We start from the raw sequence: 16,731 nt of genomic DNA, 5'->3' as shown, positions 1-16,731 counted from the left end.
CCCCAGGTGATCCATGTTGCATCTTAAAAACAGCACGGAACTTTTATATTATGCCATGCAGTGGATTCAGAATCAGATGGCTTTATGAAAAGTCTGCGGGAGACGATGTCTCCGAGAGATTTTTCAAGAAGATATTTTGAAAAGATCTTCGATATCTTCTCGAAGAATTTCTGTTTCATCGTTCTGAGGGAGAGAGGTGAGAATAGCTTCTTTGAGAGCGTCCCGATCAATGCGTAACTTGTGGGTATTGTTCATAAGGCGGCCTATCGCTGCAATCTCAGCAAATTGTTGCATGGCTTTCTTGTATTTTTTGGTGCGCACAAAGAACTGTGCGAGGGAAAACCGTTTTTCAAGAGAATAAGGATCTCGTATGACCATGTTCGTCAAATGGGTCACGGCCAGATCATTCTCTCCTAGTCGATGAAGCAATGCTATATACGTTGTCCAATCAAGCTCTGTTTCAAGGTCGCTTCCGCGTTGTAAAAAAGCCTGCTCGTAATATTTTTTTGCTTCATGATATCGACCTTCCGCGACAAGGAGGTTAAAAAATCTCCATTTGGTTCCATCATCGTGCCAGCTTTCATCCATATATATTTCTTCTGCCTCAGCGATGTTTCCTTTTCTGATGAGATATCTCGTGGTTTCTTCTCTGAGTTCTTTCTGCCGTGCGGAGTGAATTTTTTCTGTTGCTCGTGTATACGTTTCCTTTGCCTCTTTGATTTGTCCCAATTCAAATAGAGAGAGGATCAGATAAAGATTGCTGTAAAGACACTGATCGCATTGTTGAACCGCCTGTTCTGCATAATCATGAGCCGCTTGTGGTTCCTTCGAAAGAAGGGAAAAGGCTGCCATGCTTTCAAGAAGAGAGGAGTCACGAGGATTTTTTTCGAGTCCTTCTTGCAATAGAAAAAACGTTTCTTTCCGGTAGCCATATGCCCAGAAAAGATCTGCCAGTTGACGGCGATCATGTCTGGAGAGACCTGAACTCCACGCCATATGCATCAATTCCAATCCGCGAGCGACTTCGCCCCTTCGTAAGTGATCTTCTGCTGACGTAATGAATGGATTCATCCAGGGATGTCTGGGACCAACAATCGAAAGTTCTTCGTTTGGTTGATCGTGCTGCATGTCGCTTCTAGCTCTTGCAATATGCTCCCAGGAAATTCCAACATTCAGCGTTTCATGATGTGATGCTTCTTTCCAAAAGAGTTTTGTTCCGGGTGTTGCTTTTGCAATGATACTTCTCATTTGCCACGCTCGAATGATTGATGTTGGACCATGACGAACCATAATGTTCTGAGGATCCAGAAGAATGTATCCCGGAGAAAACGTGTGATCGCGAATGTTTCCATGAACATATTCTTCATTATAGAGATCTGGAAGGCCAGGTATGTGTAAGTTTTCATGTACGATAATGGCCGGGTTTTGAAGATCAGCAAGAGCCCATTTTTTCATGTTCGACCGCCATGCTTTATCATCCGTGATTTCCACAACAGCATGAGCTTCTCGTGGGTTATCTATAAATTGGATGTCCAGCGCGATATCTTTTGCTCTCTCTTCTCGATGAGTTTCATAAAAGTGCTCGTAGGTTTTTGCGAGTTTTTCTCTTTCATCGGGTGTGATTGCATTTTCAATCTGTGTCTTGTCTCGCGCGTCAGATGCGGGTCGTAAGTTGATCTTCAGAAGAATTGTATAACTATCATCTTCATGATGCATCACATCGCACAGGGCACCTTCAATTTTTCCTCCTCGCGGTACGCGATTCCAGAGCGCAGAATTGAAAGAGTCGGGATCGTGTTCATCGACAAGATCTCCATCAGGATCGTATGAAGAGAGTGGATCGAGGGGATGTGAATCTTTGTCGTCGAAATAACGATCACTCGGTTCAGTTTCAAAATCATAGTAATGAAAGTCGCCATCTGTATCCCAATATGTTCTTCCAGAGAGAAGATAGAGTTCGGAAAGATTTTCAAAAAGTGATCTTCGAACTGGTCCAAGTCTTGTGATAGGAATATTTCCGTTTCCTGATATCTCTTCCAACTGTGTCATGAGTTGTGAGGCAAGAAATATTCCTTCGAGAAGGGCAAGTCGTCCGCTCCAGACATCGGATGTGTATTGTCCAGAAAGAAAAGAATTTTTTAAGGTTTCAGTGCATGAATTGAGTTGCAGAATTTTTTGTGCCCAGGGTTGAGGGTATTGAGCGTTCACCGCGTTTTCAAGAACTTCTGTTTCGCGACGTTTTTGAAGTTGGGAAAAAACAACATAACGATACGCGGGCGGTAGTGATTGATAGTCAGAAACTAATGCAGAGCCGTTTTGATCACTTTGAATACCAGGAGTAGCGCGATCTTTATCAATGCGACCATTTTCTTGGTCTAAACCATATTTGACAAAGAAATCCTGGGCTGTGGTGAGTCTTTTCACTGACATCATTTATCTCCCAGCATCTTATCGGTATTTATCATGAAAAGTTTCGCCTAGGGGATTTTCCTATCAAAAATACAGCTCACCCCTGATTTTCAAGCTTTTAGATTTCGTGTCTTTAGAGCAGACACATTAAGGGGGAATTTATGTTTCTTGTTGCACTTAGTATCTTAGATTTGTTTTGCGCCGGTACCTCAACCACACTACGCAGATATTACTGAAACGAAGAAGAAGAGAAAATAGATCCAATATTGACATTTTGGTACTATTAATAGTACCATATCGTTATGCATCTTCGGGAACGATTAAAATTACAAATGGCGCAACAAGGGATTTCTTTGCGCCAACTTTCCCTGGAAAGTGGTGTTCGCAGGCAAAGTATCAGTACTTTTTTTGATGGTGGAAATCTTCATCTCGATAATCTCGACAAACTTATTTCAGCTCTTGGAATGAAGCTTACGCTTCTTTCTCTCAATGATCTCGCACAGAAAAAAGCAAGACAACAATTGCAAAAACATCTTGATGTGGATCGGAATAAAATCAAAAAGTTTTGTCAGAAATATTCTATTCGTTCTCTAGCTTTTTTTGGTTCTGTGTTACGCGATGATTTTCGCAAAGAGAGTGACATCGATGTGCTCGTTGATTTTGAGAAACCTCTCACTTTTTTTGAGCTTGCTAATGTTGAAGTGGAGCTGCAAAAACTTCTGAAATCTTCGCATGCTCTACATTTGGTAACGCTTCCATCTCTCTCTCCAGTTCTTGCGGATGAGATTCTGAGTCAACTTGAAATCGTTTATGAACAAGCAGCCTGAAAAATATTTTGAACATATGCTTTTAGCGATTGAGGAAATCGAAAGTTATGTTGACGGTTACTCTCATCAACAATTCATTCGCGATTCTAAAACGATCAGTGCTGTCATTCGCCAACTTGAAATTGTGGGGGAGGCAGCCGGAAGAATTCCGAAAAATATCGTTTCAGATAGTCCTGTTCCTTGGGAGAAAATAATCGGCATGCGTCACAAACTGATCCACGATTATTTCGGTGTGGATGTTGAGGTTGTGTGGAAGACGATTACGGAAGGACTTGAGCCACTCAAAAAATATCTTCGTCAAAAGCTTTCTTAAGCTCTCTTTTTTCCACCTTGCCGCTCGGAAGTGGATCTGATAGTGCGCCAACAATGCTCTATTCGTCTAACGGTTAGGACGCGGCCCTCTCAAGGCTGAAATACGGGTTCGATTCCCGTATGGAGCGCCATTAACAGGGAAAGTGAACCTCACGAGATTGGTGAGGTTTACTTGTCCTTGCGCCTCATAATATCCACCGTCTTCCTTCTTCGGAACCATTCGAATCGCATCCACGAATAAACTTTTGATGTAAGCGTTTGCCCGGGGAATGTCCTGCCCCAGGATTTCGTCCATGTCACAAAGAGCACCACGAATTGCATACGGAGTCAGATAAATCTGCTTCTGTTCCCGGCCACGCAGATTAAAGAGCTGTGCTTCCAGAGCACCTTTCTTTTCCTCGGCCTTTTTCAGGGCAGAGGCCACTGTCTCCGAGGCATTTCCCTCGGCGATGAATTTCACAAAATTATCGATGCTCTTCTGGACCTTGGCGAGTTCCTTTTCTAGTTCTTGAATCTTGGCCGGGATGACCGACATCCGGTCGGCGATACTCCCATTGATCTGCTTACAGATGCGATCCAGCGTCTCCGGATTGTTGATCCATGATCTGAGTTCCGTGAGCAATGTGTATTCCACCCAGCGAATCAGGACAATACGCTTATTGTCACAACTATTTAGACGATGGGCATTCCGGCAACCCATGTAACCACCTCCCTTTCCGGAGATCGTCAGGAAGTTGCTGCCGCACTCGCCGCATACCAAAGCACCGGTGAAAAAATGATTCGGAAGTCCCCGGTTGCGCCCCCAGATGGAGTCGGATTTGTTGCGTGCTAACCTGCGCGTTTCTTCTACAGTCTTCAGTTTTGATTGCACGCGATCCCAGAGATCCTGGGGAATAATCCGTAGGCGCTCGTAGGTTTGAACGACCCACTCATTTTGTGGTCGGTTGACTTGAATGAGCTTGTCCCGTGTCGAGTCACGCTTGATGCAGGTGCGCCCGTAAACCCACACACCGATGTATTTGGGTTGTTTGAGAATCCCATAGACCGTGCGACCGATCCATTGTTTCCCGCTCGGTGACGGGATCTGTTCTTCATTGAGCAATTTGGCGATACTATCCACGCCTTGGGCTGAAGCGTCGTAGAGTTCAAAGATTTTTCGGACGACGATGGCATTTTCTTCGTGAACCACCACAGTTTTATTGGCAGGATCATGAGAGTCACGTGGCTTGTCCGGATTTTGAGATATGCTCACATAGCCGTAAGGGTTATGGCCTGTGGACTTGCCTGAGAGGGCACGTAATTCGAGCCCGCGACGAGTCTGCCTGGAAATCGATTCGGACTGCATTTCATTCGCCATCCCTTTGGCAATGAAATGAATCCGTGCGCCCTCCGTGTGAGAACTGATCAATTCCGAGACGGAGATCAATTCCACGTCGTAGGCGTGCGCGATGTTATAAATATCAAGGAGACTGCCCAGTTCACGTGTTAGGCGGGATAGATCGTAAACCAGACCGAGCCTGAATTGACCCATTTGGATCGAGTGTTTGAAGGCGTCGTAGTTGTCCCTCCCGACACGTCCGGTCTTGCCCCGGTCGAGATAGATGAACTCCTCGCTGATTTCGATCTTTCCGTGAGGATAGATCGCAGATCGCACCTGGCAAGAATTCAGGCGATGCCGGATGAATTCTAATTGTTCTTCGATGCTTTCATGATTCTGTCCATCGATCGTGCTCTGGCGGAGGTAGACTCCTGCCTTGATCGCACTGCCCGGGGCCAAGCTTCGGGCACTCTTCTCCGGAAAAAGATCCTGGAGAATTTTCTTTATATTGTTTTCCATCAAAAAATCCTCCCCTCATGTAGTAAGTAACCATCTGCTCACTCAAAAAATCGATGAATTGCTCAAACGATCGGGAAAATCTTTTTTCATCCATCCATGTCCACCGCCCCCTTCGCCATTGTTTTGCTTGAACCGCACCGGCCCTTGAAGTCATAAAGACTTCGTTTCCCATCGGCAAAGAAGTCCATAATCATCTTACGGAATGCCAGAAATTGCTTTTCCGGCAGACTGCTTTGCCCCAGATCCAGTACCTGCTTCATAACCCTGTCGAAGGTTTGATGAACTTCACAGGGATGAGACTTACCATTCGTCATATTTTGAATCCACTCGATAGTGTCGCCGTATCCTTTGAATTTAAACCTTTCGTCCACGGTATGATTTCCAGTCAAACACCAATACTTGTCCACCTTCCCGGAAACGATCGAGAATCCTCTCTCCGAGAACAACGTTGAGCTCTTCCATTGTGAGATTGGTGAGAACAATTGTTTGCTTCATCCACTCGTAACGATCGTTGATAATCTCGGTGAGATACAAACGCTCGGTGTCTGATCCGAACTGAACCCCGATTTCATCAATGATCAACACATCAGGTTGGATAAATTTTCTAAGAGCCGTTTCTTCGCTGATACTCTCATCTTTCCAGGAAGATTTAATCTGTCGCAGCATCTTCATGGCGGTAGTCATCATGGCCGATTTGCCTTTTTTGCAGATTACTTCTTTGGCGATGGCTGTGGCCAAATGACTTTTTCCAGTTCCGGGCTTGCCCATGAAGATCATGCCCGTGGAGGATTCAAACTGCGCCAGAAATTGATAGACACCATTGATCACTTGCTCCTGGTTTTTATTTTCGATTTTGAAATTACCGAGAGACTTTTCTGTAAATCGCGGAGAGATATTGGCTCGCTGGAGATAATCCCGGATTTCTTGCTGCCTCTTCTCAAACTCAAAAGAATGTCGTTCTGTCTTTTTACATTCGGGACAAAAGCGAACTTGGCGTTTATATTCTCCTTCGCCATAACACGTCGTCTCCAAAGACAGATTGTGCTTCGGGCAGCGGTTAGAAAATACCTTGTCGATAGTCTTTGTCTGCGAAATCGGTTCCAATATGGAATTTTGTTGGATCATAGCTGTTTCCTTTCTCTTGAGGTTTGCTGTTTATTTTGAGCCACATTTGATCAAACTTTTCTCGAAGCTTTGAGGTCGAGAGGATGTTGTTCTGCCAGAAAGAATCCGCTTGGGACCAGCGGATGACTTTTTCGATTTCTCCTGGTGCCCGATTGTCCTTTCGGATCATGAGATCAATCTCTCTGGCCCATTGCTGAAAGTGAGGTTGTTTGTGTTTGGGATTTCTTTCCTGAATCAAGCCAAACAAAAGTTGACTGAGTCGCATTTCTTCCGCGTCGGGCGAGTATATATTTATTTTCTTATGTGAAGGTGAAAGTGGAGGTGAAGAAGAAAGAGAAGATGAAGGGTTCGATTCTGTTGGCCTTGTGTTCGTGCTTTGCTCAACATCTGTTGAACAGGTGTTAAGTTTATGAAGATGCTGTTTCTTATAGTGTTCTCTCTTTTTTCGACGGACCTGCCCACTTTTTTGACCAGCGCGTGATTTCTTTTTTCGATTTTCTTCCTGCTTCGCAATTTCTTCTAACAGACGATCTTGAATGAGTGTTCCATCAACGATGCGGAACTGATTTTTAACAAACCTCCAACGCTGTTCAACATCCGTCGAACACATGTTCACGCCCGCCAATCGTTTCAAGAGATCCTCATCATCGGGCAAGCTTCCTTGCACATCGGATTCCCAAGCCTCCGCCAGAAGCTGGATATACCAGCCGCGCTGTTCCGCATCCATCATGCGGACCGCACGACTGGAAATCCAGTCGGAGGGATAAAATTGAAATGCGGGTGATTTTACCAAGCTCTTCTCCTAAAGAAGCGACATCTGTTGATCTACAATTTCTTTTTCCACTTGCTCATAATAGAGACGGTTCTCCCGGTTGCTCTGTTCATAGGCGAAGGAAATACGTGAACAGGCTTTGATTTCCTCAAGATCCGAGAGCACAAAGTAGCCCGATGGTTGTACGAGCGATAAGCCAATCAATTTATGATGCTGGAGTTTAAGGGTACGGATAATTTCTCGGACCAGGCGCTCTCCAAGATCAGTGGCCTCAGCAATGTGCTTGTAAGAAATCGCATTCTGCTTTCCCACATGCAGCTTCAAAAACTGCCAGACTTTTTCTTCATGCTCCGTCATTTTACGTTTCCCACCTGATGGTTTTGCATCAAGAGCCAATCACAGATGCTGGAGTAGTCACTTTTTTTAATCTGTCGGGAATGCGTGATGTTGTAAGTGTCTTTAAGGTAAGCTTTGATGGCTTCAATGCTGATGCCTTCGGCTTCACGCAATTGATCCAAGCGATGACGTTCTTCCTCGGTAATTAAATCGTTTTCTGATTTGGTTGAAGGAATCAATGTTTTTCCGGTCATTTTTTTAAATTGCCGAGAAACATTTTGCATCTCGGGATCCGGAGAGTCTTGAACTTCTTCGATGGAAGATAATCCTCGTAACACATCAGCAAACTGGTCTCTCAATGCGAAGGAGCGGGCACGCATCTGACGCTGACGATCTCGATACTCCTGCCAAGGGCCCGGCTTCTGTAAAAGCCCTGCACGTTGTGCATCTTCATCGGAAAATATTTTTTCGTATTCTTCCGGATAGCCTTTGCGTTTGATCACACAGTGAGCTGATTTTTCTTCTGTCCACTCCCGGATATATTCCAGCTTGCCGCTTGCCTGTACCAAGGCCAACATGGCATCGCCCCACAAGCAGGGACGGCCATTGATGACAGCAATATTTTGGAGTGCCTGAAGAGGCGCAAGTCCAAGCTCCGATCCCATCTGAATGGCGAGGACTACATTTTCAGGCTTCCCCTTGTATTCCCTCGGCACCAAATCAGAGCGTGAAAAAATTTGTGCGATTTTCAAAAGCTCATCGATATTACGCGGCCGAACAATCGACATTTTTTGATAAGCAGAATGCATGGGGACGAGTTCCGTCACTTTAGGAGTTTCCTCCTGGATTGCTTTCATTGCTTCAGACATGTTTGCTCCTGTTCTGAACCCACGAACACCTCGAATGAAATCCCCAAGGCTTTGGAGATTTTCTTCAGGGTTTCCATCGTAGGGTTGGTTTTTCGACGACTTTCTAAGCGAATCACATGCCCAACGGAAAGACCCGCCAACTGAGCCAATTTCTCTTGGGTAAAGCCCTTTTCGCTCCTGATTTTTTTGATATGTACAGCGAGTTTTCGGCCCTTCATGAGATTACATATATGCTCTCTTCTTAAGACCTGTCAAATAATTTATTACATATAAATTCACTTGCCTTTTTCTTATTTTGTCCATAGATATGACATATATGTTAGATTCTATTGGTGAACGCTTAAGAAAAATCAGGGAATCAAAGGACTTAACCATTGATCAGCTCTCCGAGCTCTGCGGACTCACAGCAGGTCATATTGGTCGTATTGAACGGGATGATTCTCGAAATCCTCGCTACGTCACCATTCAAAAACTGGCGAATGCGTTAGGAATAAAACCGGAGGAAATCCTTTATCCAAAGGAAACCGCGGACAGACCTCAGAACGCCTTTGATGCACCCAACTATATTCCAAATGATATTCCCGTCATCGGACTCACGAAAGCTGGTCGCGGGGGATTCTATGATGAACAAGGATTTCCGCGTGGCGAAGGGTTTCGGAAAGTTCACCGACCGATCGATGTAAAAGATCCCAATGCTTATGCGTTGTTCGTAGAAGGCGACTCGATGTCGCCCATGCTCGAGAAAGGCTGGATCGTTTACGTATGCCCGAATCACGGTTATGAGAACGGAGATCTCGTGGTGGTGGGGCTCAACACAGATGAAGTCATGATCAAAAAACTTCGTAAACAAGATGGGATGTTAATTTTGCAATCGATTAATCCGTCTTATGAACCTTTGGTTCTGGTGCCGGATGGATTCAGATTCATCCATAAGGTGTGTTTGATTAAACCGAAGTGAGAAAATTTTTATGAAGAGTTCAAAAAAGAACACCTCTTTAGTCGTTAGAAAAGACGGGAAAATTCTCCGACAGAATTTTTATTCCCAGGTGAAGGATATTATCCTTCAGGCTCGGGGTAACGCCTATCGTTCTGTCAATTTCATCATGGTAGAAGCCTACTGGAACGTGGGACGTCTGATTGTAGAGGAAGAGCAAAAAGGCAAAAAACGGGCAGATTACGGTGAGCATCTCATTTTATCTTTGGCCGAAAAGCTGACCCGGGAGTTCGGGGAAGGCTATTCATTAACAAACTTGAAATATTTTCGTCAGTTTTATTTGGCCTTCCAGAAAGGTCACGCAGTGCGTGGCCAAAGTGAGTCGAGGCAAAAAAGTCACGCACTGCGTGACCAATTGGTTCCGTTTGGATTGAGGCCAGAATTAAGCTGGACCCACTATAGGCTGCTTCTCAAGGTGGAGAAAGAAACGGCCCGACAATATTATCTGGAAGAGGCCGTCGCTGGCAATTGGAGCACACGCCAGTTGGAGCGCCAGATCAACTCCTTTTATTATGAACGTTTGTTGATGAGCAGGAAAAGAAGTCTTCTCAAAAAGACAACCAACAAGTTAGAACCTCCCGCCACCGCTGCAGATCTCATCAAAGATCCTTTTGTTTTAGAATTTTTGAACGTCAAGCGCGACGCTGTTTTGCAAGAAAAGGAACTTGAAACTCTTCTTATCAACAAACTGCAGGATTTTCTTTTGGAGCTTGGACGGGGTTTTTCTTTCGTGGGGAGACAACACAGGATTTCAGCGGGCACCAAGCATTTCTACATCGATCTCGTTTTCTACAATTACGTGCTTAAGTGTTTTATTCTCATTGATCTGAAGATGGGTGAGCTCACCCATCAAGATATTGGGCAGATGGATTTTTATGTTCGCTTTTTTGAGGACAAGCTACGTGGCAAAGAAGACAATCCCACTATTGGAATTGTGCTCTGTTCCGAGAAAGAAGAAGCCGTCGTGAAATATTCTGTTTTGAACGATGGTAAGCGCATCTTTGCTTCGAAATACAAACTCTATCTGCCGACCGAAGAGGAATTGAAAAAAGAACTCGAGCACGAACGTGAGGTGATTGAACAGGAAAAGCGGCTCTTGAAAGGATAAGGTTCAAATGTGCGGTGCCGTTTCGATTCAGTATGATCCTGCCTTTAAAAAAGAACTGGCAAAGTTTTTTTCTGAAAACGAGATTCAGAACTTTGAACGAAATGGTGAAATTGTTTTTGCATACTGGGATAAACGACCGATGCTCCCTATCCGCAAGGGTAAGGAGATTTGTTTTATCGATTGGGGTAATCGGGATGAAAAACTTTCCCTCCCTAAAACTGGCTGGGCACGACTTGAATCACTGCTTGCCAAAAAGTGGGACAAGCTAAAGCCCAAGGTAGTGCTCATCCCGGCCAAGCGAGGATGCGAAAAGAAAGTGTGGTTTGATTTGGATAAAGACATAAAAGCGGTTCTTGTTCAGAAAGATGGGATGGAACGGGTTTATATGATCACGGAAGCTGCCACGTCGGAGTATAAAAAATTGACCAAGCATGAGCGGATGCCGAGGTTGCTAGACAAGAAATCAACAGAGAGTGATGCATGAAACAAGTCATTATCGAAAACCCGATTATCAATTCTCCTTTCGAGGAGCCTACAAAGCACTTTCGTTTTAATGATGACGGGATCACTGACGAAATTATCGAAGCGCGTCGAACTAGTTCGTACTTTGTGCCCATCGCTAAATCGAAGAAAAAAGGAGCCAACCAACTCCAATTCGAAACAGAGTGGACACAAGATCGTATTGAAGAGAACAAGCTCGTCAATGACATCCGCCGCCGCGTTTCCATGTGGCGTCAGGGTGGCCATGTCGGTGTTACGCCGACGACTGCACGTTTAATTGCTTACTGGACCGATCCCAATCGTGAGAAGAAACTTTTCTTCTGCCAAATCGAGGCTCTTGAAACTGCCATCTATATTGCCGAAGTCGCTAAGAAATATGGTGATGCCTGGATTGAGAACAAGATACAAGAAGGGAACGACACCTCAAACCCCGGCTTGCCACGCACTACGTTTAAAATGGCTACTGGTTCCGGCAAAACTGTCGTCATGGGGATGCTCATTGCCTGGCATACACTTAATAAACGCGCCAATCCGCAGGATGCTCGTTTCTCTGACACTTTTCTGATCGTCACGCCTGGTATTACTATTCGCGATCGGCTACGTGTTCTATTGCCAAACGATCCGGAGAACTACTACCGCCAACGCGATATTGTTCCGGCTCATTTACAAGACCAGCTCGGCCAAGCCAAAATTCTTATCACCAATTTTCATGCTTTCCAACTTCGCGAAAAAATTGCGGCAGGCAAGATCACAAAATCGATTCTCGCTGATGGAAAACCAAGCCCATTTACCGAAACTCCAGATCAGATGGTGCGACGCGTCTGTCGTGAGTTGAGCACCAAAAAAAACATTATCGTTCTCAACGACGAAGCCCATCATTGCTATCGCCGTAAACCCGACAGCGATGACGAACCGCTTACAGGTGATGATCGCATAGAAGCTAAGAGCCGCGAGGAAGAAGCCCGCATTTGGATTTCTGGCATTGAGACAGTGAAAGCCAAGATCGGCGTGAAAGCAATCTATGATCTTTCGGCCACACCATTCTTTTTGCGTGGTTCAGGCTACCCGGAAGGCACCCTTTTTCCGTGGGTTGTCTCTGATTTCTCTCTCATTGACGCCATCGAAGCAGGTATCGTCAAGGTGCCCCGCGTTCCTATTGCCGACGATTCAATGACAGGTGAACAACCTACTTACCGCGATTTGTGGATACGCATTCGCGAACAACTACCAAGAAAAGGCCGTAAAACGGATGAGGTTGGGGGTGAACCGAAACTGCCCGTCGAATTGCAAGGAGCCCTACATAGCCTCTACGGCAACTACGAGAAGTATTATCGCTTGTGGGAGCAAAATACAGAAGCACGTGCCCGTGGTAACACACCACCTGTCTTCATCGTAGTTTGCAACAATACCAACGTCTCTAAATTAGTGTTCGACTTTATCGCCGGCTGGGAAAAGCAAATTGGTGAACAGACCATTGTTCAAGCCGGGCAATTGCCTATCTTCCGCAACGATGACGGAAACGGTTCTTGGATGCACCGCCCGAATACTATCCTAGTAGATAGCCAGCAACTCGAATCGGGCGAATCAATGAGCGATGATTTCAAAAAGATAGCTGCTCGTGAAATTGATGAGTTCAAAGCCGAATCCCGAATCCGTTTTCCAGGTCGTGATGCTGATAGCCTTACCGATGAAGACCTACTACGCGAAGTTATGAATACAGTGGGTAAGGCCGGCAAGCTTGGAGAACACGTCAAGTGCGTGATTAGCGTCTCTATGCTCACAGAGGGCTGGGATGCCAATACTGTCACTCACGTTCTTGGTGTGCGCGCATTTGGTACGCAATTACTATGCGAACAAGTGGTTGGTCGTGCCTTGCGTCGCATGAGTTATGCCGCCAATAAGACTGGTCATTTCGATCCCGAATACGCTGAAGTCTACGGTGTTCCATTTTCATTTATTCCTTGTAGTGGTGCAACCACAGACCCCAAGCCTGGACCTTTACCTACACGTGTTCGCGCCCTCGAAAGCCGTGTCGCCCACGAGATTACATTTCCACGTTTACTCGGCTATCGTTACGATGTGGCTGGAGAGCGGCTCATAGCCACCTTTAGCGATGAATCCAAACTCGTTCTTTCGACCGTGGATATTCCCACGAAGACCGAGAACGCTCCCATCGTTGGTGAATCCAGCATTCACACTTTAGATGATCTCAAACGCCACAGGCTCAACGAGGTCGCCTTCTTATTGGCAAAGCTTACGCTCGAAAAATACTTCCGTGACGACGATGGCAATGACAAACCCTGGCTCTTTCCGCAACTGCTCAACATTGCTAAACGTTGGCTTGCCGAATGCGTCACGCTCAAGGACAACACTTTTCCACAGTTACTTTTATTGATTGAATTTGCGCATGACGCCGCCGACCGGATCTATAAATCCATCGTTGCTTCAACTGATGGTACAGCAGCCCTTAAGCCCATCCTGCGGCCATATGATGTCCTTGGATCCACACGTTACGTCGATTTCGATACTACCCGGTCCGTTTTCGCAACCAGCAAAGACAAGTGTCACATCTCACATGTTGTTGCTGATACTGGCTCATGGGAACAGAAGATGGCTGAAGTGCTGGAAGATATGCCAGAGGTCATCCGCTATGTGAAGAACCACAACCTTAGTTTTACTATCCCGTATACTTTGAACGGTGAGGGAAAAAACTACATTCCCGACTTTATCTCCTACATTGACGATGGGAATGGCCCGGATGATCTCTTAAATTTGATCGTTGAGGTAACTGGCGAAAAAAAGAAAGACAAGGCTGCCAAGGTCTCCACGGCATGTACGTTGTGGGTGCCGGCCATCAATAACCACAGCGGTTTTGGGCGCTGGGCATTCATCGAAGTTACCGACCCGTGGGATGCACAAAATTTTATCCGCGACTTCCTAAAAAAGGCAAAAGCGGAAACAAAAAAGGAAATCGCTCATGGCTAAAAAGAAATCAACTCCAACGAAAATTGCTTCCATTCGCCACAAGGATAAACGCACTAATATACCCACTGAAGAACTGCGCGACTTTGTGGCTGATGATGAACTTGCTCCAAAGACGATGCTTTATCCACGCGATCCATCACTCGATCCACAATTAGTTTGGAAGGGTAAAGATGAGCAAGACCGTGAAAGTCTTGCTGTTCCTGTTGTGCCTGTTTACATTCAGGAAAAAATTCATCCCCAGGCCATTATCGATGCGCTACCTCGTATTGCACAGCCTGACGACAATCAGACGAACCTATTCGCTGACTTCAATGGTGGCCCACATAATTTTGAACAGAAAGTTGAATTTTACCATCACGAACAAAATTGGACAAATCGACTGATTCTTGGGGATTCTTTGCTGGTGATGACCTCATTGGCCGAGAAGGAAGGACTCAAGGGAAAAATTCAAACTATCTATCTTGATCCACCCTATGGCATCAAATTCGGCTCCAACTGGCAAGTTAGCACCCGCAAGTACGATGTGAAAGATGGTAAGGCTGAAGACACCACCCGCCAGCCAGAGCAGGTGCGTGCCTTTCGAGATACCTGGAAGTTGGGGGTTCACTCCTATTTGGCTTACTTGCGTGATCGGCTAGTTGTAGCTCGAGAACTTTTGACAGAAACCGGCAGCATGTTTGTGCAAATCGGGGATGAAAATGTACACTTGGTACGGTGTGTGATGGATGAGGTGTTTGGTAGTGAGAACTTTTGTTCACTTATCACTTTTAGAAAAAAGACCATGCCTCTTGGTTCAGATTATTTCGAACAGGTCTCTGATTACATACTCTGGTACGCCAAAAAAAATGAACAGGTTAAATCTCGTCCACTATATCGAGATATGTCTGTAGAAGGCGATTCTTTGTGGTCTTGGGCACAAATGCCAGATGGTTCACGCAGGAAACTAACCAGTGAAGAGATTAATAATCACCGACTACTTCCAAAGGGTGCAAGAGTTTATCGACTCGTTTCAATGCTTCCCGCGCAGTACCGACAGAATCAAGATTTTATATTTGAGTTTGAAGGGAAAAAATATCCGCCACCGAAAGGATCATGTTGGAAAACCGATCGGGATGGGATGAAAAAAATGGCAGAAGCGAATCGTTTACAAGCATCAGGAAACGGTTTGCAACAGATCCTACTTCAAGATGATTATCCTGTTTCGCGTTTTACTTCATTGTGGGCTGATACCGGGGGTGCTTCGGATAAACAGTACGTTGTTCAGACAACAACTACAGCAATTGAACGATGCTTGATTGCTTCCACTGATCCCGGAGATTTAGTACTAGATCCTACCTGTGGCAGTGGCACCACTGCTTTCGTTGCTGAACAGTGGGGTCGACGATGGATTACCTGTGATACCAGCCGCGTCGCTCTAGCTCTAGCGCGTACACGATTGATGTCTGCTAAGTATCCCTACTACTTACTGGCTGACTCCTCCGAAGGCCTCAAAAAGGAAATGGAGTTAACCGGAAAGATGCCACCAGAATATAAAACTGAAAACGACATTCGCAAAGGTTTCGTTTACAAACGAGTACCACATGTCACGCTCAAATCTATCGCCCACAATCCTGACATCAAGGAAGGGATGACGCGTGAGCAGATAGATATCGCCATTGCCCGCCACACCGAGGCCGAAACGTTGTATGATCAACCTTACGAAGACAACAAACGCGTGCGAGTATGTGGCCCGTTCTCCGTGGAGAGTTTATCACCTCATCGTGTACTATCTACCGCAGATGAGAATCAGAACGGCACGGTAACAGAGCAGGAAGCTCATAAGCAGCAGGATTTCACTACAATGATCCTGGATAATCTGAAGAAAGCAGGTGTGCAAAACACTCGCAAGAGTGAGAGGCTCACATTTTCTCGACTTGATCCTTACGCCGGAGCCTGGCTGCATGCAGCCGGTGAATATATCGATGCCGATGGAAAAAACAGACGGGTGGCTGTCTCTATTGGCCCTGAGCATGGTACCGTTGGTCCTCAGCAAGTAAAAGAAGCCGCCAAAGAAGCGGTGCAAGGTGTGGGCTTCGATATGCTTATTGTCTGTGGCTTTGCCTTCGATCCACATGTGGCTGAAGAAGTTAAGCGATATGGTAAACTGACCGTACTGCCGGCCAAGATGAATCCCGACCTAGCGATGGGCGATGAATTGCTGAAGAAGACCGGTGCAGGCAATTTATTTATGGTATTTGGTGAACCGGATGTGGAGATCAAGAAACAGAAGAATGGACAGATCATTGCCGAGATCAAGGGCGTGGATGTGTACGACCCGACTACGGGACAGATTCGTAGTTCCTCCACCGATGATATCGCTTGCTGGTTCATCGATACCAACTATAATGGCGAGAGTTTCTTTGTGCGCCACGCCTACTTCACCGGAGCTGAAGAACCATATGACAAACTCAAGCGAGCGCTACGGACCGACATCGACGAAGTAGCCTGGAGTAACCTCTACAGCACAGTAAGCCAACCGTTCGTCAAACCTGAGACGGGCAAGATTGCTGTGAAGGTCATCAACCATTACGGCGACGAAGTGTTAAAGGTTTTTGAAATATGAAGATGCGGGGCACTTTAATCGGAGGTAGAGCGGATAGAGATTTGAAGCTGATTG

General features: G+C 45.7%; 15 protein-coding genes and 1 tRNA gene. 8 read left to right on the top strand and 8 right to left on the bottom strand.

Annotated features, from left to right (window positions below; translation table 11 throughout):
• Positions 1–123: 123 nt before the first annotated feature.
• The gene (locus tag A3C46_02350) at positions 124–2,430 is read right to left on the bottom strand and encodes a hypothetical protein (GenBank protein OGQ23551.1); all 2,307 of its coding nucleotides are present in this window, start codon (positions 2,428–2,430) and stop codon (positions 124–126) included.
• 443 nt (positions 2,431–2,873) lie between these two features.
• Here A3C46_02350 and A3C46_02345 point away from each other — a divergent pair, with 443 nt between their 5' ends.
• The 3 genes from A3C46_02345 to A3C46_02335 all read left to right on the top strand — a co-directional run bounded on the left by A3C46_02345 (position 2,874) and on the right by A3C46_02335 (position 3,679).
• Positions 2,874–3,236: a hypothetical protein gene (locus A3C46_02345; GenBank protein ID OGQ23570.1), complete on the top strand. Its 363-nt coding sequence runs from the start codon at positions 2,874–2,876 to the stop codon at positions 3,234–3,236.
• Positions 3,220–3,549: a hypothetical protein gene (locus A3C46_02340; protein OGQ23550.1), complete on the top strand. Its 330-nt coding sequence runs from the start codon at positions 3,220–3,222 to the stop codon at positions 3,547–3,549. Before A3C46_02345 ends, A3C46_02340 begins: the two co-directional genes overlap by 17 nt.
• A gap of 55 nt (positions 3,550–3,604) precedes the next feature.
• A tRNA-Glu gene (locus A3C46_02335) sits at positions 3,605–3,679 on the top strand.
• Positions 3,680–5,254: 1,575 nt separating this feature from the next.
• On the opposite strand, the gene A3C46_02330 is transcribed toward A3C46_02335, so the two are convergent.
• From A3C46_02330 to A3C46_02300, 7 genes are read right to left on the bottom strand one after another with little or no spacing between them, the layout of a single operon-like run.
• Positions 5,255–5,479 (bottom strand): hypothetical protein, encoded by a 225-nt coding sequence (locus A3C46_02330; protein OGQ23549.1) that lies wholly within the window; start codon positions 5,477–5,479, stop codon positions 5,255–5,257.
• Entirely contained in the window at positions 5,472–5,756 is a 285-nt protein-coding gene (locus A3C46_02325; GenBank protein OGQ23548.1) for a hypothetical protein, read from the bottom strand. The genes A3C46_02330 and A3C46_02325 overlap by 8 nt, the downstream gene beginning before the upstream one ends.
• On the bottom strand, positions 5,740–6,417 hold the full coding sequence (locus tag A3C46_02320) for a hypothetical protein (GenBank protein ID OGQ23547.1): 678 nt from the start codon (positions 6,415–6,417) through the stop codon (positions 5,740–5,742). Before A3C46_02320 ends, A3C46_02325 begins: the two co-directional genes overlap by 17 nt.
• Positions 6,418–6,442: 25 nt before the next feature.
• Positions 6,443–7,303: a hypothetical protein gene (locus tag A3C46_02315; GenBank protein ID OGQ23546.1), complete on the bottom strand. Its 861-nt coding sequence runs from the start codon at positions 7,301–7,303 to the stop codon at positions 6,443–6,445.
• Between the two features lie 9 nt (positions 7,304–7,312).
• Positions 7,313–7,639, bottom strand: coding sequence for a hypothetical protein (locus tag A3C46_02310; protein OGQ23545.1), 327 nt, complete (start codon positions 7,637–7,639; stop codon positions 7,313–7,315).
• On the bottom strand, positions 7,636–8,487 hold the full coding sequence (locus tag A3C46_02305) for a hypothetical protein (protein OGQ23544.1): 852 nt from the start codon (positions 8,485–8,487) through the stop codon (positions 7,636–7,638). Before A3C46_02305 ends, A3C46_02310 begins: the two co-directional genes overlap by 4 nt.
• Positions 8,472–8,705 (bottom strand): hypothetical protein, encoded by a 234-nt coding sequence (locus tag A3C46_02300; protein ID OGQ23543.1) that lies wholly within the window; start codon positions 8,703–8,705, stop codon positions 8,472–8,474. The genes A3C46_02305 and A3C46_02300 overlap by 16 nt, the downstream gene beginning before the upstream one ends.
• A gap of 98 nt (positions 8,706–8,803) precedes the next feature.
• Here A3C46_02300 and A3C46_02295 point away from each other — a divergent pair, with 98 nt between their 5' ends.
• From A3C46_02295 to A3C46_02275, 5 genes are read left to right on the top strand one after another with little or no spacing between them, the layout of a single operon-like run.
• Entirely contained in the window at positions 8,804–9,445 is a 642-nt protein-coding gene (locus A3C46_02295; protein OGQ23542.1) for a hypothetical protein, read from the top strand.
• A 10-nt stretch (positions 9,446–9,455) separates the two neighbouring features.
• Entirely contained in the window at positions 9,456–10,589 is a 1,134-nt protein-coding gene (locus A3C46_02290) for a hypothetical protein (protein ID OGQ23541.1), read from the top strand.
• Positions 10,590–10,596: 7 nt separating this feature from the next.
• Positions 10,597–11,073 (top strand): hypothetical protein, encoded by a 477-nt coding sequence (locus tag A3C46_02285; protein ID OGQ23540.1) that lies wholly within the window; start codon positions 10,597–10,599, stop codon positions 11,071–11,073.
• Positions 11,070–14,075 carry a restriction endonuclease subunit R gene (locus A3C46_02280; GenBank protein OGQ23539.1) on the top strand — a complete coding sequence of 1,002 codons (3,006 nt, stop codon included), beginning with the start codon at positions 11,070–11,072 and terminating at the stop codon, positions 14,073–14,075. Before A3C46_02285 ends, A3C46_02280 begins: the two co-directional genes overlap by 4 nt.
• Positions 14,068–16,677 (top strand): DNA methylase, encoded by a 2,610-nt coding sequence (locus tag A3C46_02275; protein ID OGQ23538.1) that lies wholly within the window; start codon positions 14,068–14,070, stop codon positions 16,675–16,677. The genes A3C46_02280 and A3C46_02275 overlap by 8 nt, the downstream gene beginning before the upstream one ends.
• Positions 16,678–16,731: the final 54 nt, after the last annotated feature.

The organism is Deltaproteobacteria bacterium RIFCSPHIGHO2_02_FULL_44_16 (assembly GCA_001798185.1).
In the GTDB taxonomy this organism is placed as follows: Bacteria; UBA10199; UBA10199; order 2-02-FULL-44-16; family 2-02-FULL-44-16; genus 2-02-FULL-44-16.
The sequence above is the reverse complement of the archived record's forward strand: the minus strand, read 5'-3'. Positions and strand labels throughout refer to the sequence as shown.

Bases quoted from the DNA above. Each gene is read 5' to 3' on its own strand.
- A3C46_02350 (OGQ23551.1), bottom strand. From the start codon at position 2,430: ATGTCAGTGAAAAGACTCACCACAGCCCAGGATTTCTTTGTCAAATAT.
- A3C46_02345 (OGQ23570.1), top strand. From the start codon at position 2,874: ATGAAGCTTACGCTTCTTTCTCTCAATGATCTCGCACAGAAAAAAGCA.
- A3C46_02340 (OGQ23550.1), top strand. From the start codon at position 3,220: ATGAACAAGCAGCCTGAAAAATATTTTGAACATATGCTTTTAGCGATT.
- A3C46_02330 (OGQ23549.1), bottom strand. From the start codon at position 5,479: ATGGATGAAAAAAGATTTTCCCGATCGTTTGAGCAATTCATCGATTTT.
- A3C46_02310 (OGQ23545.1), bottom strand. From the start codon at position 7,639: ATGACGGAGCATGAAGAAAAAGTCTGGCAGTTTTTGAAGCTGCATGTG.
- A3C46_02305 (OGQ23544.1), bottom strand. From the start codon at position 8,487: ATGTCTGAAGCAATGAAAGCAATCCAGGAGGAAACTCCTAAAGTGACG.
- A3C46_02300 (OGQ23543.1), bottom strand. From the start codon at position 8,705: ATGAAGGGCCGAAAACTCGCTGTACATATCAAAAAAATCAGGAGCGAA.
- A3C46_02295 (OGQ23542.1), top strand. From the start codon at position 8,804: ATGTTAGATTCTATTGGTGAACGCTTAAGAAAAATCAGGGAATCAAAG.
- A3C46_02290 (OGQ23541.1), top strand. From the start codon at position 9,456: ATGAAGAGTTCAAAAAAGAACACCTCTTTAGTCGTTAGAAAAGACGGG.
- A3C46_02285 (OGQ23540.1), top strand. From the start codon at position 10,597: ATGTGCGGTGCCGTTTCGATTCAGTATGATCCTGCCTTTAAAAAAGAA.
- A3C46_02280 (OGQ23539.1), top strand. From the start codon at position 11,070: ATGAAACAAGTCATTATCGAAAACCCGATTATCAATTCTCCTTTCGAG.
- A3C46_02275 (OGQ23538.1), top strand. From the start codon at position 14,068: ATGGCTAAAAAGAAATCAACTCCAACGAAAATTGCTTCCATTCGCCAC.